The organism is bacterium, assembly GCA_024228115.1.
In the GTDB taxonomy this organism is placed as follows: domain Bacteria; phylum Myxococcota_A; class UBA9160; order UBA9160; family UBA6930.
Genome location: JAAETT010000249.1, coordinates 48,419 through 65,401 on the forward strand (window position 1 = coordinate 48,419; position 16,983 = coordinate 65,401).

At 65.1% G+C, this 16,983-nt stretch carries 16 protein-coding genes; 1 reads left to right on the forward strand and 15 read right to left on the reverse strand.

The genetic code is table 11. From position 1 onward, the window contains the following. Window positions 1-70: 70 nt before the first annotated feature. From GY937_11890 to GY937_11930, 9 genes are all read right to left on the reverse strand, one after another. On the reverse strand, window positions 71-757 hold the full coding sequence (locus GY937_11890) for an ABC transporter ATP-binding protein (GenBank protein MCP5057409.1): 687 nt from the start codon (window positions 755-757) through the stop codon (window positions 71-73). Then, window positions 757-2,787 carry an FtsX-like permease family protein gene (locus GY937_11895; GenBank protein ID MCP5057410.1) on the reverse strand — a complete coding sequence of 677 codons (2,031 nt, stop codon included), beginning with the start codon at window positions 2,785-2,787 and terminating at the stop codon, window positions 757-759. Before GY937_11895 ends, GY937_11890 begins: the two co-directional genes overlap by 1 nt. A gap of 8 nt (window positions 2,788-2,795) precedes the next feature. Then, complete coding sequence (gene lysS / locus GY937_11900) at window positions 2,796-4,274, reverse strand: lysine--tRNA ligase (GenBank protein MCP5057411.1); 1,479 nt, start codon at window positions 4,272-4,274, stop codon at window positions 2,796-2,798. Continuing rightward, window positions 4,271-5,420, reverse strand: a protein-coding gene (locus GY937_11905; GenBank protein ID MCP5057412.1) for a peptide chain release factor 2 whose coding sequence is annotated in 2 segments (ribosomal slippage) — window positions 4,271-5,320 and window positions 5,322-5,420 — 1,149 coding nt in all. Because the reading frame shifts where the segments join, the coding sequence is not laid out codon by codon here. The genes lysS and GY937_11905 overlap by 4 nt, the downstream gene beginning before the upstream one ends. Then, window positions 5,417-6,997 carry an apolipoprotein N-acyltransferase gene (gene lnt, locus GY937_11910; protein MCP5057413.1) on the reverse strand — a complete coding sequence of 527 codons (1,581 nt, stop codon included), beginning with the start codon at window positions 6,995-6,997 and terminating at the stop codon, window positions 5,417-5,419. Before lnt ends, GY937_11905 begins: the two co-directional genes overlap by 4 nt. A gap of 49 nt (window positions 6,998-7,046) precedes the next feature. Beyond that, a complete protein-coding gene (ybeY, locus tag GY937_11915; GenBank protein ID MCP5057414.1) occupies window positions 7,047-7,523 on the reverse strand; it encodes an rRNA maturation RNase YbeY in 477 nt (158 codons plus the stop codon). Next, on the reverse strand, window positions 7,495-8,568 hold the full coding sequence (locus GY937_11920; protein ID MCP5057415.1) for a PhoH family protein: 1,074 nt from the start codon (window positions 8,566-8,568) through the stop codon (window positions 7,495-7,497). Before GY937_11920 ends, ybeY begins: the two co-directional genes overlap by 29 nt. A gap of 29 nt (window positions 8,569-8,597) precedes the next feature. Then, window positions 8,598-9,707 carry a DUF4388 domain-containing protein gene (locus GY937_11925; GenBank protein ID MCP5057416.1) on the reverse strand — a complete coding sequence of 370 codons (1,110 nt, stop codon included), beginning with the start codon at window positions 9,705-9,707 and terminating at the stop codon, window positions 8,598-8,600. 1 nt (window position 9,708) lies between these two features. Beyond that, window positions 9,709-11,547 (reverse strand): hypothetical protein, encoded by a 1,839-nt coding sequence (locus tag GY937_11930; protein ID MCP5057417.1) that lies wholly within the window; start codon window positions 11,545-11,547, stop codon window positions 9,709-9,711. A 130-nt stretch (window positions 11,548-11,677) separates the two neighbouring features. On the opposite strand from GY937_11930, the gene rpsT reads away from it, so the two are divergent. Continuing rightward, window positions 11,678-11,941 (forward strand): 30S ribosomal protein S20, encoded by a 264-nt coding sequence (gene rpsT / locus GY937_11935; protein ID MCP5057418.1) that lies wholly within the window; start codon window positions 11,678-11,680, stop codon window positions 11,939-11,941. A gap of 67 nt (window positions 11,942-12,008) precedes the next feature. Here rpsT and holA read toward each other — a convergent pair whose 3' ends face one another. From holA to GY937_11965, 6 genes are all read right to left on the reverse strand, one after another. Then, the gene (gene holA / locus GY937_11940; GenBank protein MCP5057419.1) at window positions 12,009-13,019 is read right to left on the reverse strand and encodes a DNA polymerase III subunit delta; all 1,011 of its coding nucleotides are present in this window, start codon (window positions 13,017-13,019) and stop codon (window positions 12,009-12,011) included. Then, window positions 13,016-13,543 (reverse strand): hypothetical protein, encoded by a 528-nt coding sequence (locus GY937_11945; GenBank protein MCP5057420.1) that lies wholly within the window; start codon window positions 13,541-13,543, stop codon window positions 13,016-13,018. Before GY937_11945 ends, holA begins: the two co-directional genes overlap by 4 nt. A gap of 221 nt (window positions 13,544-13,764) precedes the next feature. Further along, window positions 13,765-14,157, reverse strand: coding sequence for a response regulator (locus GY937_11950; protein ID MCP5057421.1), 393 nt, complete (start codon window positions 14,155-14,157; stop codon window positions 13,765-13,767). 32 nt (window positions 14,158-14,189) lie between these two features. Continuing rightward, a complete protein-coding gene (locus GY937_11955) occupies window positions 14,190-14,999 on the reverse strand; it encodes a GAF domain-containing protein (GenBank protein ID MCP5057422.1) in 810 nt (269 codons plus the stop codon). 13 nt (window positions 15,000-15,012) lie between these two features. After that, on the reverse strand, window positions 15,013-16,059 hold the full coding sequence (cheB, locus tag GY937_11960) for a chemotaxis-specific protein-glutamate methyltransferase CheB (GenBank protein ID MCP5057423.1): 1,047 nt from the start codon (window positions 16,057-16,059) through the stop codon (window positions 15,013-15,015). After that, on the reverse strand, window positions 16,056-16,982 hold the full coding sequence (locus tag GY937_11965; protein ID MCP5057424.1) for a protein-glutamate O-methyltransferase CheR: 927 nt from the start codon (window positions 16,980-16,982) through the stop codon (window positions 16,056-16,058). Before GY937_11965 ends, cheB begins: the two co-directional genes overlap by 4 nt. Window position 16,983: the final 1 nt, after the last annotated feature.

Here is a 16,983-nt window from a genome sequence, read left to right on the forward strand (position 1 = left end):
CAAAAACCGACACTTAGGTTGCAATTCACAGGTCGGTGTGCCGGAGGCCGGAAATCAACCAGCGGGGCCCTTACAGCCCGGCCCGCTCGAGTTTCCCGCCCTTCAACGTGACGGCTCGGCCGAGACGGCGGGCGAGGGAGTCGTTGTGGGTGACGACCACCAGGGCCGTTTGGCGTCTCTCGTTCAGGTCGAAGAGCATGTCCGCAACCCGATCCCCGGTATACGGGTCGAGGTTGCCCGTCGGCTCGTCGGCCAGGACGAGCGGCGGGTCGAGCACCAGGGCTCTGGCCACGGCCACGCGCTGGCGTTCGCCACCGGAGAGCTTCCCGACGGGATGTCGGATGCGATGGCCCATTTCGACTTCATCGAGAATCGTCGCCGCGCGCTCCCCCATCTCACGCTTGGACAGGCCGCGCAACAGGCCCGGCATCATCACGTTCTCCTGGGCCGTGAACTCGGGCAGGAGATGATGGAACTGGAAGACGAACCCGAGCGATTCGTTCCTGAACGCGGCCAGTTCCTCCGGATCCTTCGCAAACACATCCTCGCCCTCGAACAGCACTTCGCCTGAGGTCGGATGATCGAGCGTTCCGAGGATGTGCAGCAATGTCGACTTTCCGATTCCGGATTGGCCGAGAATCGCCAGGCGTTCACCACGGCCGACGGAAACTTCGAGCTCCTCGAGCACCGTGATTTCGCCTTCGCCCGTGTGGAAGCTCTTCGAAACGGAGCGGGCCTGGAGGAGAGGGTGCTCCATCACTCGTACCGAAGCGCTTCGGCGGGATCGAGCCTTGCGCCGTGACGGGAGGGCAGAAGCGTCGCCCCGAGCGAGAGAACCATGGCGATCGCGACGACGACCGCGACCTGACCCACGTCGATTTCCGAAGGCAGCGTCGAGAACTGGTAGATCGCAGCGGGCAGGGTATCGATGCCCGTGAGCGCCTCGATCTGACGCTGGACCCATGGCAACTGGGTCGTCACCGCGATTCCCGCAAGCACCCCCACGAAGGTTCCGATCAGCCCGATCAGGGTGCCTTCGATGGCGAAGATGCGCTCGATCGAAGCATCACTCGCCCCCATGGCCTTCAGGATCGCGATGTCGCTCGATTTCTCCATGATCATCATGACGAGCGTCACGACGATGGCGAAGGTGGCAACGACCATGATCATGGCGAGCAGCAGGAACATCATCACCCGCTCGTTCTTCAACGCCTGGAAGAACGTCGGAAAGAACTCCTTCCAATCTCGCGTGAAGAACGGGAACCCGAGCACGCCTTCGATCTCCCGACCGACACGGCTCGAACGGTAGTAGTCAGTGGTGCGAACCTCGATCCCGTGGACGACATCCTCGACCCGCCGGAAATCCTGCGCTGCAGCGAGGTTCACGTAGGTGAAGACCTCGTCGTATTGGAAGAAACTCGATTGGAAGACGCCCGCCACTCGAAATCGCTTGAGGCGAGGGCTCGGCCCGAGCGGGGTCGGTGGCCCCCCGAATGGAGAGATCACGAGCAGATCGTCGCCGACGCCCACGCCCAGGTGTTGAGCCAACTGACTGCCGATCACGATCCCTGGATCCGGGGCCGGGGCCCCGTCAGCCGGATCGGAAGGTGGCTCACCATTCTGGGACGCAGGAGCAGCCAGGTTGTCCAAGGCATATTCAGAGCCAGGCAGCAGATCTTCTCGCAGGTCGGTCACCTGGACGATGCGCTCCGGATCGATGCCACGCACCCGCACACCGACGATTTCACCGTCTCGGCCGCGTACCATTCCTTCGCCATCCAGATACGGTGAGGCGCCCGTCACATCGTTCAAACCGTCGAGCGTCTCGAGGACCTCGCGGTAGTTCTCGATCGGGCCGAGCGGGCTATGAACCGTCAGGTGTGCGCGATTGCCAATGATCTCGTCGCGCCAGGTCCGCTCGAAGCCATTCATGACCGAGAGCACGGTGATGATGAGCCACACGCCGGCCGCTACGCCCACGATGCAGATGCCGGTCACCAGGGAGATGAAGGTCTGACGCCGTTTGGCGAAGAGGTACCGGCGGGCGATGAACCACTCGGCCGTGCCGCGGGTATCGAGGAGCCCTGCGGCCGCGAGCGGAAGGAGCCCCAACAGCACGAAGGAGAAGAAGCCCGAGAGCAGAGACTGACCCAGCACGAAGAGCTCGGCCTGGGGCCCCGAGAGAACGAGCGGCAACGCGATGCCCGCCGAGAGGACGAGCGCCAGGACGAGCGTCAAGCGTTCGTCATTCCCCGGGGCGGATGGCCCGTGTGCATTCGCCTTGCGCCGCCGCCAACCGAAGAACACGAACAACAGCCATGCCACCCCGGCGGGAGCAATCGCGTAGTCGAGCTGATCGAGCCCTCCGACCATGAACACGTAACCCGCGGCCAGGACGACGATGCTGCCGATCCCGAGAAATCTCGGAGGGATGAAGCGCAGTAGCGCAGCCACCAGGAGCTGCGCACCGATCAGGAGCACGAAGGAAAGGGCTGAGACGGCCAGCCAGGCCCGAAAGGGTCCGGGCCAATCGAATCCCAGCGCCTCGAACCATTCCCTGTCCAGGCCCTGGCTACCGAGCAGCGCGGCCCAGATGACGGTCACGAGCGCGATGCTGCCGAGACGATGGGTCGCCCGGGCGAAGCGCTCGAGCACCACGACCGCAGAGCCCATGAAGAGCAGGGTGACGGCGACGATGCCGAGAGCCAGCGCCACGATGAACGCAAGGGCGACGGAGCCCCCTGCGGTGCTCAGGAACGACCAGAGATCGGCGGCAAGCGGGCCCATCTGTCTCCCTAGTCTCCCTCGGGCCGCAGGTGGGGGAAGAGGATCACTTCCCGCAGGTTCGGCGCGTCGGCCAGAATCATCACCAGGCGATCCACTCCAATACCCAGGCCCCCGGTAGGAGGCATCCCGTGCTCGAGGGCCAACAGGAACGCCTCATCCATTGGATGCGCCTCTTCATCTCCTTGTTCCCGGGCCCGCCCCATGGATTCGAAGCGCTCTCTCTGATCGTCCGGATCGTTGAGCTCGCTGAAGGCGTTTCCGATCTCCATTCCCGCAATGAACGGTTCGAAGCGCTCCACCAACCTCGGGTCTTCTGCGGATCGTTTGGCGAGTGGAGAAAGCTCCACCGGATGGTTCGTGATGAAGGTCGGCTGGATCAGCGTGGGTTCGACGAAATCCGAGAAGAGATCGTCGACCAGGACAGCCCAGGTCGGCGCATCGCCCGGATCCTTGCCCTCCGCCCGTACCGCGTCTTGCAGAGCCGGTAGATCGCCGGCAGCCAGGATGTCGACACCGGTCTTCTCGAGGATCGCGTCTCGAATCGTGACTCGCGGCCATGGCTTGCCGAGTTCGAGGGTCGTGCCCTGGAACGGGATCGAAGTGGTTCCGAGAACATGCTCGGCAACGAATCCCACCATGTCTTCCGTGAGATCCATCATGTCACGGTAGTCCGCGAAGGCCTCGTAGCACTCGAGCATGGTGAACTCGGGATTGTGCTTCTTCGAGATCCCCTCGTTGCGGAAGTTGTGGCCGATCTCGTAGACACGATCGAGGCCCCCGATCACCAGACGCTTCAAATAGAGCTCGTCGGAGATGCGCAGGTAGAGCTGCTGATCGAGCAGGTTGTGATGCGTGGTGAAGGGCCTCGCCGCAGCGCCTCCATAGATCTGCTGAAGGACGGGCGTCTCCACTTCGAGGAAACCGCGCTGGCCGAGGAACTGGCGCAGAGCAGTCGTCACACGGCTGCGAAGGAGCGCGGTCGCCCTCGCCTCCTCGTTCGACAACAGGTCGAGGTAGCGCTGGCGATAGCGCGTCTCGACATCCGCCAGGCCGTGCCACTTCTCGGGCAGGGGTTGGAGACATTTCGCGAGCATCGTCATCCCCCTGGCATCCAGGGTGAGCTCGCCCTTCTTCGTGCGCCACACGAAGCCCTCGGCTCGCACGAAATCCCCCACATCGAGGTTCTTCGCGAAGTCGAAGACCTCAGGGGAAACCTCCTGCTTGCGCAGGCAGACCTGCATGCCCACGCCGTCGTCCACCAGCGTCATGAAGAGCAGTTTGCCGAAAGAGCGAAGGGCCTTGATCCGCCCGGCGATCGCCGCGGGCGGCTTTTCGGTCTCCAGCACCTCGGCGCTCGTTTCTTCCCAGGGCGCACGCAAGACGGCGATCGGCGTCCGCTCCGCGACCCGCGCGGGAAACGGCTCCACCCCATCTTTGCGCAAGGCCTCGAGCCGGGCTCGGCGAGCGTCCTGTTCGTTCTCGCTCATGCACCACTCCCAGCGCTCTTGGTGCTCTTCCAGAGCAGCGTCGCGCGAATGAACTTCTCGAGCTGACCATCGAGGACGGCCTGGGCGTTGCCAGCCTCGACCCCCGTGCGGTGATCCTTCACGCGTTGGGTGGGATGCAGAGTGTAGGAGCGGATCTGGCTTCCGAAGCCGATCTCCTGCTTCTCACCGCGCATCGCCGCCACCTTCTTTTCCTGCTCCCTCCGATAGTGCTCGTAGAGACGCGCTTTCAACACCTTCAGAGCTTGCGCGCGATTCTTGTGTTGCGAGCGCTCGTTCTGACATTGCACGACGATTCCGGTCGGCTCGTGGGTGAGCCGAACCGCGGAATCGGTCTTGTTCACATGCTGACCACCCGCGCCGCCAGCCCGGTAGGTATCGACGCGCAGATCCTTCTCGTCCACTTCGACGTCGATCGAATCGTCGAGCTCGGGAATGACACTGACGCTGGCGAACGCCGTGTGGCGGCGATGCTGGGCATCGAAGGGTGAGATGCGCACGAGCCGATGCACGCCCTCCTCCGCCTTCAGGTAGCCGAATGCGTAGTCACCCGAAACCGTCACGGTGGTGCTGCGCAGGCCCGCCTCATCGCCGGGCTGCGCATCGAGGATCTCGGCCTTCATCTCCCGATCCTCGGCCCAGCGGAGATACATGCGAAGCAGCATCTCCGCCCAATCCGCCGCATCCGTACCACCTGCGCCGGCATTGATCTCGACGATCGCGCCCGCGCCGTCGTGCTCACCGCCAAGCATCGCGTGCAGCTCGGCGTCTTCGAGACGGCCTTCGCCCTCGCCGAGTTTGTCCACGACTTCAGCGAGGGTATCGGCGTCGTCGGCTTCCTGAGCCAGTTCGAGCAGGACTTCCGCATCGGAGAAGGCCAACTCGATGGAATCGACCAGCTCGAGCTCGCGTTCGACGCGACGCTTCTCCCGCAGCAACTGCTCGGCCTTCTCCCGGTCGTCCCAGAGATCCGGGCGGGCAGACGCTTCTTCGAGCTCCTGCTGCTTCTTCCTCAGCCCCGCTTCGTCAAAGACGCCCCCGGAACTCGGCGAAGCGGGTTCGAAGGGTTTCGAGGCGCTCGGCGAGCTCCCCGGAAGCAAGAGAAGCAGATTCGACGTTCTCGCTCATCGTGAGTCCTCGAAGGAAAGGCGCCGCGCCCGGATCAGCCAGCCGAACACGGCGGCCCAACAAATCCAAGCGAACACATTTCCGTGTCGCACGTAGAAGGTCATTCCCCTTTCCGGGCGACGCAGGGGAACCGCACCCACCAGGAGATCCGTCTCGAAGATGGCGGTTCGATCGCGAACGCGCCCGCGTTCATCGATCGTGGCCGACACCCCCGTGTTGGCCGCCCGCGCTACCCAAAGGCCCGTCTCCGCCGCGCGAAGCGCGGTGATCGCGAGAAACTGGTAGGGAGCGCCGGTGCGCCCGTACCAGGCGTCGTTCGTGATCGCGAGCAGGACCCGGGCTCCGCCGGCCGCAAACTGACGCACCAGATCCGGGAAGAGCAGTTCATAGCAGATGGGAATGCCGACGGGGATCGCCTCGCCATCGGGGCCGAGCGCGATCAGAACCCGAGGACCCGGCCCGGCGGTCACGTCTCGACCGGCACTACCGGTGGCGACGGCGCGAATGAACCGACCGAGCAGACTGCGAAGCGGAAGGTACTCGCCGAACGGAACCAGGTGCGCCTTGTCGTAGCGCTCCGACTCCATTCCGCCGCTGAGGAGGTAGGCACTATCGAAGAGGCGTGGCGCCTCCTCACCGACCCTCCATTCGACACCAACGGCCCCAACGATGAGCGTGGTCCCAGTCTCCTCGGCCAGGGCCTGGAGCCGTTCCATCAGCTCGGGGTCGCCATCCGGCGAGCCAGGCACCGCGGTCTCCGGCCAGACCACCAGCGCCGCGCCCTGCTCGGCGGCCTGCCGGGTGAGCCCGTCGTAGATCGCCAACGTTCGTTCGGCCCAATCCGGCGACCACTTCACACCCTGCTCGATGTTGCCCTGCAGAACGGCGACCGACACCGTCTCTTCCTCGGGAGGGTTGGGCCAGACCGCCCACGCCGCTACCGCCCCGAGCAGAACCGCCCCGAGCACCGTCGCCCCCGAGCGCCGACCGCCCAGGCCGAACTCGCCGGCCCTTGCCGGTGCGAGGCAAGCGAAGAGCCCCAGGCTCGCTACGACCGTAACGAAGGACAGACCGAAGACACCGGTCCAGGGTGCCAGGGCCAGCAGCGGGCTCCCGTGTTGGGCGTAGCCAAGGGTCCCCCACGTAAACCCGCCGAGAAAGAACGAGCGACCATGATCGAGGGCGGCCCAGAGCGCGGCGAGAACCCAGATCGAAACCGCACCGCGTCGCGCCAGGAAGGCGAAACCGCCCGCCCAGACGGCCTGGAAGAGCCCGCCGTAGGCCGCTCCGGCGAGCGGTGCAAGGAGACCGATGACGAACGGCGCGTGCCCGTAGTGGTGGGTCACGACGAAGAACCAATGAATCACAGCGGCCAGGGCCAGGTTGCCTTGCACGAAGCCGAGCATGGCCGCGTGGCGAACGGAAAGACCCCGCAGAGCGAGAAGTGCCGTCAGCGGAACGGCGTAGGCAAGCACGGGCCCCAGATCGATGGAGCCGTCGCCCCATGGCTGGGGGAAGGCGAGAAAGGTCACGCCCACGTGCAGCAATACCCAAGCCAGGCGTGCGCGTCGGCTCATCGGGTCGCTGCTTCCGGCCTCTGGAATTTCAACTTCCGATCCTTGGAGCTCACCGGCTGAGATACACCCGGAGTTCGCGCTCTCGCGCCTCCATGACGGTGGCGTCTTCCTCGAGCTCGTGGTCGAAACCCAGCAGGTGGAGGGCACCGTGGATCAGCAGGCGCAGCAGCTCCTCGTCGAGGCTATGTCCCAAGGAGTCTGCCTGGCGACCTGCGACATCGACGTCGAGTACCACGTCGCCCAACATTCCACCGCGATGCTCGGCATGCTCCCCCTCCAGTAGGGAGAAAGAGAGCACGTCGGTGGGGCCGTCGCGCCCGCGAAAGCGCTGGTTCATCTCGGCCATGGCCTGATCACCAACCAACGAGATCGACAGCTCCGCGTCCGGAACTTCGAGCGCTCCGAGCAATCGTTCGGCCCGCCGAATGAAGCCCTCCGTATCGAATGCCTGTGCATCCACCTCGGGAGGCGGCCCGGATACGTGGACCGGCACCCTGTCACTCTCCGGTGTCGGAATTCGACTCACGAGAGGCATCGGACGCCGAATCACCGGAGGCGCCGGACGCCGAATCACCAGAGTTGTTGTCCCGCGCTTCCTTGGCAGCACGGTCCTTGCGGTCGTAGGCGCGAACGATCGACTGAACCAGCCGATGCCGCACGACATCTGCCTCCGTGAACTGATGGAAGCCGATGCCGCTGGTCCCGTGCAGCACCCGCATCGCATCCACCAACCCGCTCGGCCGGTCGGAGGGAAGATCGATCTGGGTGGTGTCCCCGGTGATCACGGCCTTCGATTCGAAGCCCAGCCGGGTGAGGAACATCTTCATCTGCTCCGGCGTGGTGTTCTGGGCTTCGTCGAGGATCACGAAGGAATCGTTCAGGGTGCGGCCGCGCATGAACGCCAGAGGCGCGACCTCGATCACGTCGCGCTCGATCAAGCGTCCCGCCTTGTCGAAATCCATCATGTCGTGGAGCGCGTCATAGAGAGGGCGTAGGTAGGGATGCACCTTCTCCGCCATCGAGCCCGGCAGGAATCCGAGCTTCTCACCTGCCTCGACGGCAGGACGTGTGAGCACGACACGCGCCACCTCGTGACGATTGAGCGCAGCGATCGCCATCGCCATCGCCAGATAGGTCTTGCCGGTCCCGGCCGGCCCCGTCGAGAACACCACGTCGTGCTTGCCCATCAGCTCGACGTAGCGGCGTTGCGAAAGGTTCTTGGCCGCGATGCGCCGGCGTCCGCCGACACTCGCGAGCACATCCTGGTAGACGTCCTGGAGCCGCACGCCGGGCTCCTTGGCCAACATCTGGACGGCACTTCGCACATCGCGCGGCTTCACGGGCTGGCCCTCGCGCAGGAGCGCGTAGAGTTCCTCGAGCACCTGACGGCCAATGCGCACTTCGGCTTCCGCGCCGATCAGCTTCACCTGATTGCCACGGGCACGGGCCTGGATGCCAAGATCCTGTTCCAGGATGCGCAGGGTACGTTCGCGCTCTCCGTAGAGGGCAGCGGCCAGGTGGTTGTCGTCGAAGACCAGGGTCTGGCGGCTGCTGGCGTCCTGATCGTTCAGGGGCTTCCTCCGTGGAACGACGAGCGGGCTCAGCGCTCGGGTGCGAGCGCCACGACGCCGTCGTCGCGTCGTCGGAAATAATACGAATCGGCTTCGATCCCCGCCATCCTGGTCGCCCCTCGAAGCTCTTCGAGGTCGGATACCTGACTCGGCCAGCGGCCGCGGGCATACCTGAAGGCCAGGGCAGATTGCCGCAGCCGCAGCGCCTCATGGGCCGCGTCGGCCTGTGCCACCGGATCGCCGCCCAGGTAGCTCCCAGCAGGCGGCGCCGGCCGGGCCGCCTGCCAGACGACCAGCGCCAGGGCGGCATAGGCGAGAATGGCGAGCAGGCGCCCAGCATCGAACCGAAATGCCCCCGAACGGGGCCGGACCTGGGTGCGACCGCGTGCCCGCACCAGCTCTTCCTCGGAGAGCGGCTCGATCGCTCCCAGCTTTCGAAGCCGGGAAAGCAGGCGCGCCCCCTCGAACTCGCCGAGCCGAGACAGATCGATCGCCCTGCGAACCTGCAGCCGCCCGTCGATCAGCAGGAAGAGCCGCTCGGCCGCTGCCAGCCGCTCCGGAGCTTCACCAGAATAGGCTTCGCGATACGGTTCGAAACTGCCCGTACGCCTGAAAACGCCGTCGGCGCCCGTGGCGACAGGATCCAGCGTGCGCCACTCGTCCACCATGCGCAGGCCGTCCATCAAGATCTGCTCCGCTGGAAGCAGATCCGCGGGGACGCGGTCATGGAAGACCGGTTGAGACGTGAAGTGGAACGAGCCGCTTCGCCAGCGCAACAGTGCAAAGATCGTGTCGGCGGTGACGAGATCGGTGATCTCCTGGATGACTTCTGCGGACACCTCACCACCCTCGATCACGAGATCGCCGAGACTCCTTTCCGAGCCTGCAACCTCGCCCTCGAGCACGGCCCGACGCTCCGGACGGATCAGCCCGACCCGAACCAGCATGTCGCCGAGGGCCGCCCCTTCATAGGCGCCTGCGCTCTCTGCCCACACGACACTGCCACCGTCGAATGCGATTCGCAGCCCGCCGGCGTCGCCGTCCACTGCCAACATCCCGGTCTTCTGTTGTTGACCGATCAGCTGGAAGACCTCGCCGATCCCGAAATCGCGCAGGTTGCCGTGTAGAGCAACGGACATATCAGACACGCTCCTGAAGCCGGACGGCGAGATGGATCAAGCCGAGATGCCCGACGAAGCCCACGATGAGAAGGAACGGCAACACGAGCTCCGGCCAGCAGCCGAGTGCCAGGGGTTGCGCCGGGAGGCTTCCTCCGATGAACGCAAGGCTCAGGAAGATCGCCGCCCACAGGAATCCCGCCCAGGCCAGCATCGGCCGCCCGCCCAGCAGCCCGGCCGCACCGGGCACGAGGAATTGGAAGAAGCTCTCGGCCCGAGCCTGGAAGGCCTCTCTTCGACGCAGCTCGGCGAGGTGCTGAAGTCGCTCCGTGGCATCCCCCCGGCGATTCTCGATCAGTTCGGCGATCCGCGTGCGGAGATCCGCCTCACCCTGGCCCGCTCGCTCGAGGAGTCCGCCAGCCAACGATCCCAGCACGAGGGCCGCCAACAATGCGACGGCTGCGGTCGCCGGTCTGTGACCCAGATGGCCCGGGGCGATCCTGCGGCGGAGGCTGGCGGCCACCCCCTGCGACGAAACACCTTCGCCCGCTTCGAGTGAGGCGAAAGCCACCGGACCCGGGGCCCGCGGTCGCAGCGGCCGGTCCACCATCTGACCGGGTCCGAAGCGGGCCACGAGTTGGTGGGTACGGTCGGCATCCAACGCCTGGGCCTTGGAGAGCGCTGTATTCTGGCGCTCGATTGCCACGATACCGCCGTAGGCCTGGGACAGGTTGAACCAGATGATTGGGTCGCCGGCGCCTTTCGCAGCTCGTTCGAGCAGGCTGACGGCCTCCTTCCGATCTCCCAACGCAAAGCTCGCTGTCGCTGCGTTGGCAAGAGCCTCGGGGCCGGCACCTTCCATCCATTTGGCGAAGCGCGCATCCGCCGTCGCGTGGGCCCCAGCGCGACGTTCCGCGAGGGCGCGTGCGCGGCCTGCCGCCGCATCGACCCAAGCCAGTTCGGCGACCCGTGCCCGTTCGACGGGAGAAGCCACTCCGCGTTCGACTTGCTGGGATGCAGACAGCGTCGCCTGCCGCGAGAGATCGACCCGGGCGCCTGCCGCGACATCGAGCAAAGGGAAGACCGCCGCAAGTGTGAGGAGACCCGCCGCCGCAAGTGCCAACCGTTGGGTACCGCCTCCCTTCACCGCCGCAAGCGCAGCGGCCGCCAGGAACACGCCGAGCAGACCTTCGCCAAAGGCGGCCGGCAACAGGAGCAAGCTGCCGAGTATTGCCAGGCGCGCTGCAGCGGGCAGGCCCGGTGCGACAGCTCCGAGCCGCCGTGTCACCGATGGCAGAGCGACGGCGAGGGCGAGCAGTAGAAAGCCGGCGCCCGCAGTCAAGGCCGCCCACCAGACCGCGTGCCAGGCAAACAGGCCGAGCCAGCTGCGGGATTCGACGTGTCGGCCAATCGCGCCAGTCGCCTGGAGAAGCGCCCGCCAGGCCGTTCCGGGCTCGCCTTCCGCCCAGGCTGCGCGGGCCATCGCAGCCTGCGCCGCCGGTAACTCTGGAGCCAACGCCCTGGCCGCCTGGGCTCGTTCATAGTCGGTGCCTACGTCATCGAAGAGCAGGGCCTGGGCTGGGCCCTCGAGATTCCCGAGGCCGAGCGCGGCCCCGGCTTTTTGGAGACGCTCGACCCGCTCGCCGAGCCCTGCCGCCGGGATCGCCCACGCCGCGCTGAGCTTCTGCAGAATCGGATCGGCAGGCATGTCCCCCGGGGGAGGTGCACTTGTCGTGGATTCCGAGACAGCGGTCTCCGGGCGTACGTCCCCCACCTCCGGAGTGGCAGAGAACGCCACTCCGGGAAGCACCAGCATCCCGAGCCAACAGCCGACGACGATCGCGCCGCGTATCCAAACCAACGAAAGGCACCTCGGCGGGTTCGCCTTTGGGTATCGGCCGATCACGGGACGACCCTGAAGGCCTTGAGCAGCCCCCCGGGCGGTGCCTGTGGGATTTGCCTATGCTGCGCGCCCTCCCAGGGAGTACCCGTTGGCGAATCACAAGTCCGCAGAGAAACGTGTCCGACAATCGCTCAAGCGCCGCGATCGCAATCGCGGGGTACGTAGCGAGGTCCGCACTTCCGTGAAGGCGTTGCGAAGCGCGATCAGCGATGGCAACGCGACCGATGCCAAGACCCGGCTCCGCGACGCCGAGAAGACCCTCCGCAAGGCGGCCAGCAAGGGCGTCATCAAGCGCGAGACCGCCAGCCGCAACGTATCGCGGTTGGCAAAGGCAGTCGGCAAACTCGCCTGAGGCGACGCCCTCGGATCTTCCGCCGATCCTGCGCGGGCCATGGCCGGGCCCCCCTTTGCTGGAGCGCCTAGGCCGAAAGGCCGAGAACGAGGCGCTGCATCGCGAGGGTGGGGTCGAGATTGCCCTGCCCCTTCAAGATCTCGTCGACGTCGTGGATGGCGTCGAGACAGGCGCGCAGACGCGGGGCGGTGTAGCGGGAGGCTTGCCGCTGGATCTTCTTCACCGCGAAGGGATGGCCCCGCGGCGCCTCGCCAGCGCGCGCCCGTACGAGCTTGCGGAAGTGTCCGGCGAGTGAAGCCAAGAGCACCGGCGGCGGCGCACCAGCCCCGCCCAACCGGTGGAGCACGACCATCGCATCGGCGGTCCGGCCTTCTCCGATCGCATCCGTGAGGTCCCAGATCGGATCCTCAGCCACATCACTCGCGGTGCCGAGCACATGAGAGCGGGTCACCTTCTCACCCGGCCCAGCGTAGAGAGCGGCCTTCTCGACCTCGTGGCGCAGCAGCAACAGCTGGGGGCCCGTGACCTCGGCCAGAGCCTGGGCTGCGTCCCCGTCGAGGGAAACACCCTGGCTCTTCGCCTCCTCACGAATCCAGGCAACCAGCCCCTTCCCTGCCGGAGGCGGCTGACAATCGACAAGGACAGCTGGATCCTTGAAGGCCTTGACCCAGCGGGAACGCCGGTCGAGCTGGCTTGCGGTCACCACCAACACCACGTCTTCCCGCTCGGCGAGCGCCGGGAGGAGATCGACCAGTGTGTCGCCCAGCCCCTTGCCGCGTTTGCCTTCCGGCTCTCGCAGCCAGACGAGCCGGCGCGGAGCCATGACCGGAAGAGAATGCACCGCGTCGATCAGATCCGCGGGCTTGGCCGACTCGCCATCGAGGCGATCGAAATTGAAATCGCCAGCCCCTCCCTCGAGAGCAGCCTCGCGAAGCGCGGCCAGCGCGTCGTCGCGCAGCAGGGCTTCGCTTCCGCCCAACAGATAGGCCGAGCGCAGCCGCCCATCCGAAATCTCCTTCCGCAAGGTCTGCACCGAAAGCTCGCCGCCACGCTGGCTCGCCCGTGCAGGCGGGCTCAAGGTCGGATGCGCTCGTAGAGAGCGTCGTGGAGACGAGTCGCAAACACCCCGGCGAGACGTCGTAGCGCCTCCTCCCGGTTCGTGCGCGTGACCTCGAGATCGGCGCTGGAGAGGTAGATCTCGGACTCGTTGAAAGCCCGCCCATCGAGCGGAACCGGAGTTCCATCCGGGCGGGTCACCACGAGCTCGAGCCGAAGCCGCAGTTGGTATTCCAGAGCGAACTGGATGGATGAGAAACTCCGCCCACCGGAGTCGAGGCTCTCGATCACCCCGCCGACGATCAGATCCGCGGTCTCGGGATCCTCGACGATGCGGAGGCCACCTCGCCGCAGGAACTCCCGGTGGAAGGCATCCAGGAGGAGCGTGTCGATCCCCGGCTCCAGCGAATCGTTGAGAAGCGGCTGCAATGCGATCCGCCGCGCGTCTCCCGGCGGCTCCGCGTAGCGCACGAGCTCGTACCCGCACCCCCAGAAGAGTGTTGCGAGGAGCACCAGCCCCAGGATCCGCGACGAGACGCCCGCCATCGCGCTTGGTATAGCCAGCCCAGCCCAGATCCGCCCGCCGCCAGCGGAGTTCCGGCCCGCCGAGCCTTGCCCTTCGCGGCTGGATCAGGGCACCGCAGGATCGGAGGACGGCCTGCGTCTCGCCCAACTCCCCTCATCAGGTCGCTACCGGGGAGCCAGCCAACCACTCGGCCCGCCTGCGGCGAGAGCCCTGTCGATCCTGTCAGGGACTCGATGAAGAACTAGCTGGACGAAGGTTCCGTCTTCAACAATCCCCGCGCGACCTGGAGGACCTTGTTCGCCTGGATCGGCTTCGTGAGGTACTCGTTGGCACCCAGGGCGAGGGCTCGTTCGCGATCCTCGTCAGCACCCTCGGTGGTGATCACGACGATCGGCATGTCCTTGAGGCTCTCCTCGTCGCGGATCAAGCTGATCAGCTTCAGCCCATCCATCACCGGCATGTTGATATCGACGAGAGCCAGATCGTAGTCGTCCGCCGTGACCTTGCGCAGGCCATCCATCCCGTCTTGAGCTTCGGTGATGTCGGTATTGCGCAATCGCTTCAACGCAAACACCAGTAGCTGACGCATGGTCGGGCTGTCTTCGACGATCAAGATCCTATTTCGACGTTCCATGGCTTCCTCCCGCTCCGGCATGCGCAAGCGAGCTACTTCGTGAGCAGGTCGATGAACCCTTGAATGGTGTTGAGCTTGCGCTCGGAGTCGGAGAACAGCTGAGCCGCGAAGATCGCGGTGGCCGCATGTCCAGCCAACAAGGTGAACAACTCGTGGTCCAGCGGGGTGAACTCCGTCTTCTGGGAAAGCAATCTGAAGATCGCGATGGCTCCGATGGCCCGATCATCCACGCGCAGGGGGATCGATACGAGCGGCCGCGACCAATCGCTCGAATCGTCCGATTCTCCGAAGGCGGTCTCGCCTTCCGCAACAGAGCAACCGACCAGGCCTTGTCCAAGGTGCACGGCGGGCACATCCCCGAGCTCTGCTCCCTCCGACGCTACCGGCTCCAGTGCCCCGCTCTTCTCGTCGAGGACGTAGACCGCAAAAACCTCAGCACCAATCAGGTTGATCACGATCTCGATCACGATCCTGAAGACTTCGGATAGATCCAATGTCGAGTGGAGTTGGAAGCTCGCCACGTAGAGGTTCGCGAGAGAGTTGTTCTCCTCTTCGATCTCAAGATGTCGATTGGCGAATTGCTGGTTCTCGTCCTCGAGCGCAGCCACACGCTCGATGACGTCATGGTTTTCAGTCTCCAAGCCCTCGATTCGTTCCAGCAACTGGGAGCGCAACTTGTCCCATTCGCCGTTGTCCTTGGCGGCGTCCTGCTGATGCGACTGGACGTTGGCCAGACGTTCGCGAAGCGATTTGTTCTGCTCCAGGATCTCACGGGTGAATTCAGCACCCCGGCGAAACAGGCCAAGCACTTCGTCGGCTCGATCGAACACGTCATTGCTCATGGTCGGACCTTCTCTAATCCCTTCCACCGGATTGGATCAAGGCGGGGATCTCTCCCAGCGGCGCCACGAGGTCGGCGGCCCCTGCGCGAATCACCTGCTGCGGCATTCCAAAGATCACTGCCGTCTCCTCGGATTCGGCGAAGACGCACCCGCCGGCCTCGCGGATCTCGAGGGCACCCCGACGACCGTCGTCGCCCATGCCGGTGAGAACGACGCCCAGGAGGTCCGATCCGAAATGCTTGGCGGCCGAAGAGAACATGCGATCGACTGCCGGAGCGTATTTGTCGCCGGGCGCAGAAGGCACGACGACCGCCTGCGGAATTCCGGCATGGTTTTCGAACTCGAGATGGCTTCCACCGGGTGCAACCAAGATCGTACCCTCCTCGATGCTGCTGCCCGTCTCGGCTTCCTGGGCCCGAAAGGCGGTCAGGCGGTCGATGCGGGCCGCGAAGCTCTGGGTAAAGCCTTTCGGCATGTGCTGGGAAACGATGAAGCCACAAGCAGGGGGGACGGTGAATGCGCTGAACAGCTGCATCAACGCCGCCGGACCACCGGTCGAGGCACCAATCGCCACGACCCGCGGGGTGCCGTCCGACCCGGCACTCGGCGCAGCAGCCGCTGGTGTGGCCCCGATGCGTTCTTGCACCTTGTCGATGCGAAGTTGCCGGATGGCGTGGACTTTGCGGATCAGCTCCCGCTCGATCGTCTGGAGTTCGGGACTCGCGCGTAGGGTCGGCTTCGCGAGAAAATCCACCGCGCCCAGATCGAGAGCCCGAAAGACGTCCTGATCCCCCGAACGACCACTCACCACGATCACTGGCGTCGGCTTCTTCGCCATGATGATGCGCAGGAACGTGAAGCCATCCATACGGGGCATTTCGAGATCGAGCGTAATCAGGTCGAAATCGGTCTCGAGCGCCATGCGAAGCGCTTCTTCGCCATCTCGCGCCCAGCCGGCGACTTCGATCAGCGGCGAGCCCTCGAGCATTCGAATCAGGCTTCTTCGCGTGAAGGCGGAATCGTCGATCACCAGCACACGGATGCGCTCGCTCGCCTTCATGCCTCCTCCCTCTCGAACGGCGAAATCGCGGCTCGCGCCGCGGCATGCCAGGGATCGAGCAACTCCTCACCGGGAAGCGGGCGGCGGTAGACCATATCCCGCTTCAAGTGAGTGAGACTGAAGGCGCTCGACACATTGATCAGGGACTCAGCGTGGCCCAGGAGCAGGTAGCCGCCGGGCTGTAGCTTGTCGTGAAAACGTTCCACGACGTTGCGCTTGGTCTCGAGATCGAAGTAGATGATCACGTTCCGGCAGAGAACCACATCCATCGAACCCAACAGATCCGCGCGGGACCGATCGAGCAGATTGACCCGCGTGAAGACGACATGGCGTTTGATCTCGTCGGAGATCCGCCATAGCCCCTCCTGCTCCGTGAAATATTTCTTCTGGAGGTGGTCCAGGCCTTCCCGAAACGAGGCGGGTCGATACACACCGTGGCGAGCCTTCTGGAGGACAGCGCCCGAGATATCCGACGCGTAGACACGGAAATCTTCGCCCGGCTCGAGACCAGCCTCCTGGGCCATCATCACGATCGAGTACGGCTCTTCGCCGCTCGAGCATCCCGCAGACCAGATGCTCAGAGTTCGTCCGCCGGCTTTGCGACGGCGCTCCAGGCCCTCGGGGATGATCTCCTCGACGAGCGCCTGAAGTTGAGAGCCCTCCCGGAAGAAGTACGTCTCATTCGTGGTAAGTGCATCGATGGCGTGTCCGAGCTCCGCATCGCCCTGGCCCGGCTTGCGAAGCAGGAAGTGGTAGGCGGAGAAGCTTCCGAGGTCGAGTTCCCGCACACGACGTGCCAACCGCTTCTCGAGCAGGAAACGGGTATCTTCCCCGAAATGCAGTCCGCAATAGCTCCGGAAGAAATCCCGGAACATGCGGAACTCCGCATCGGAAAGAGAAGGATCGTCTCGCTCGAACGCCATG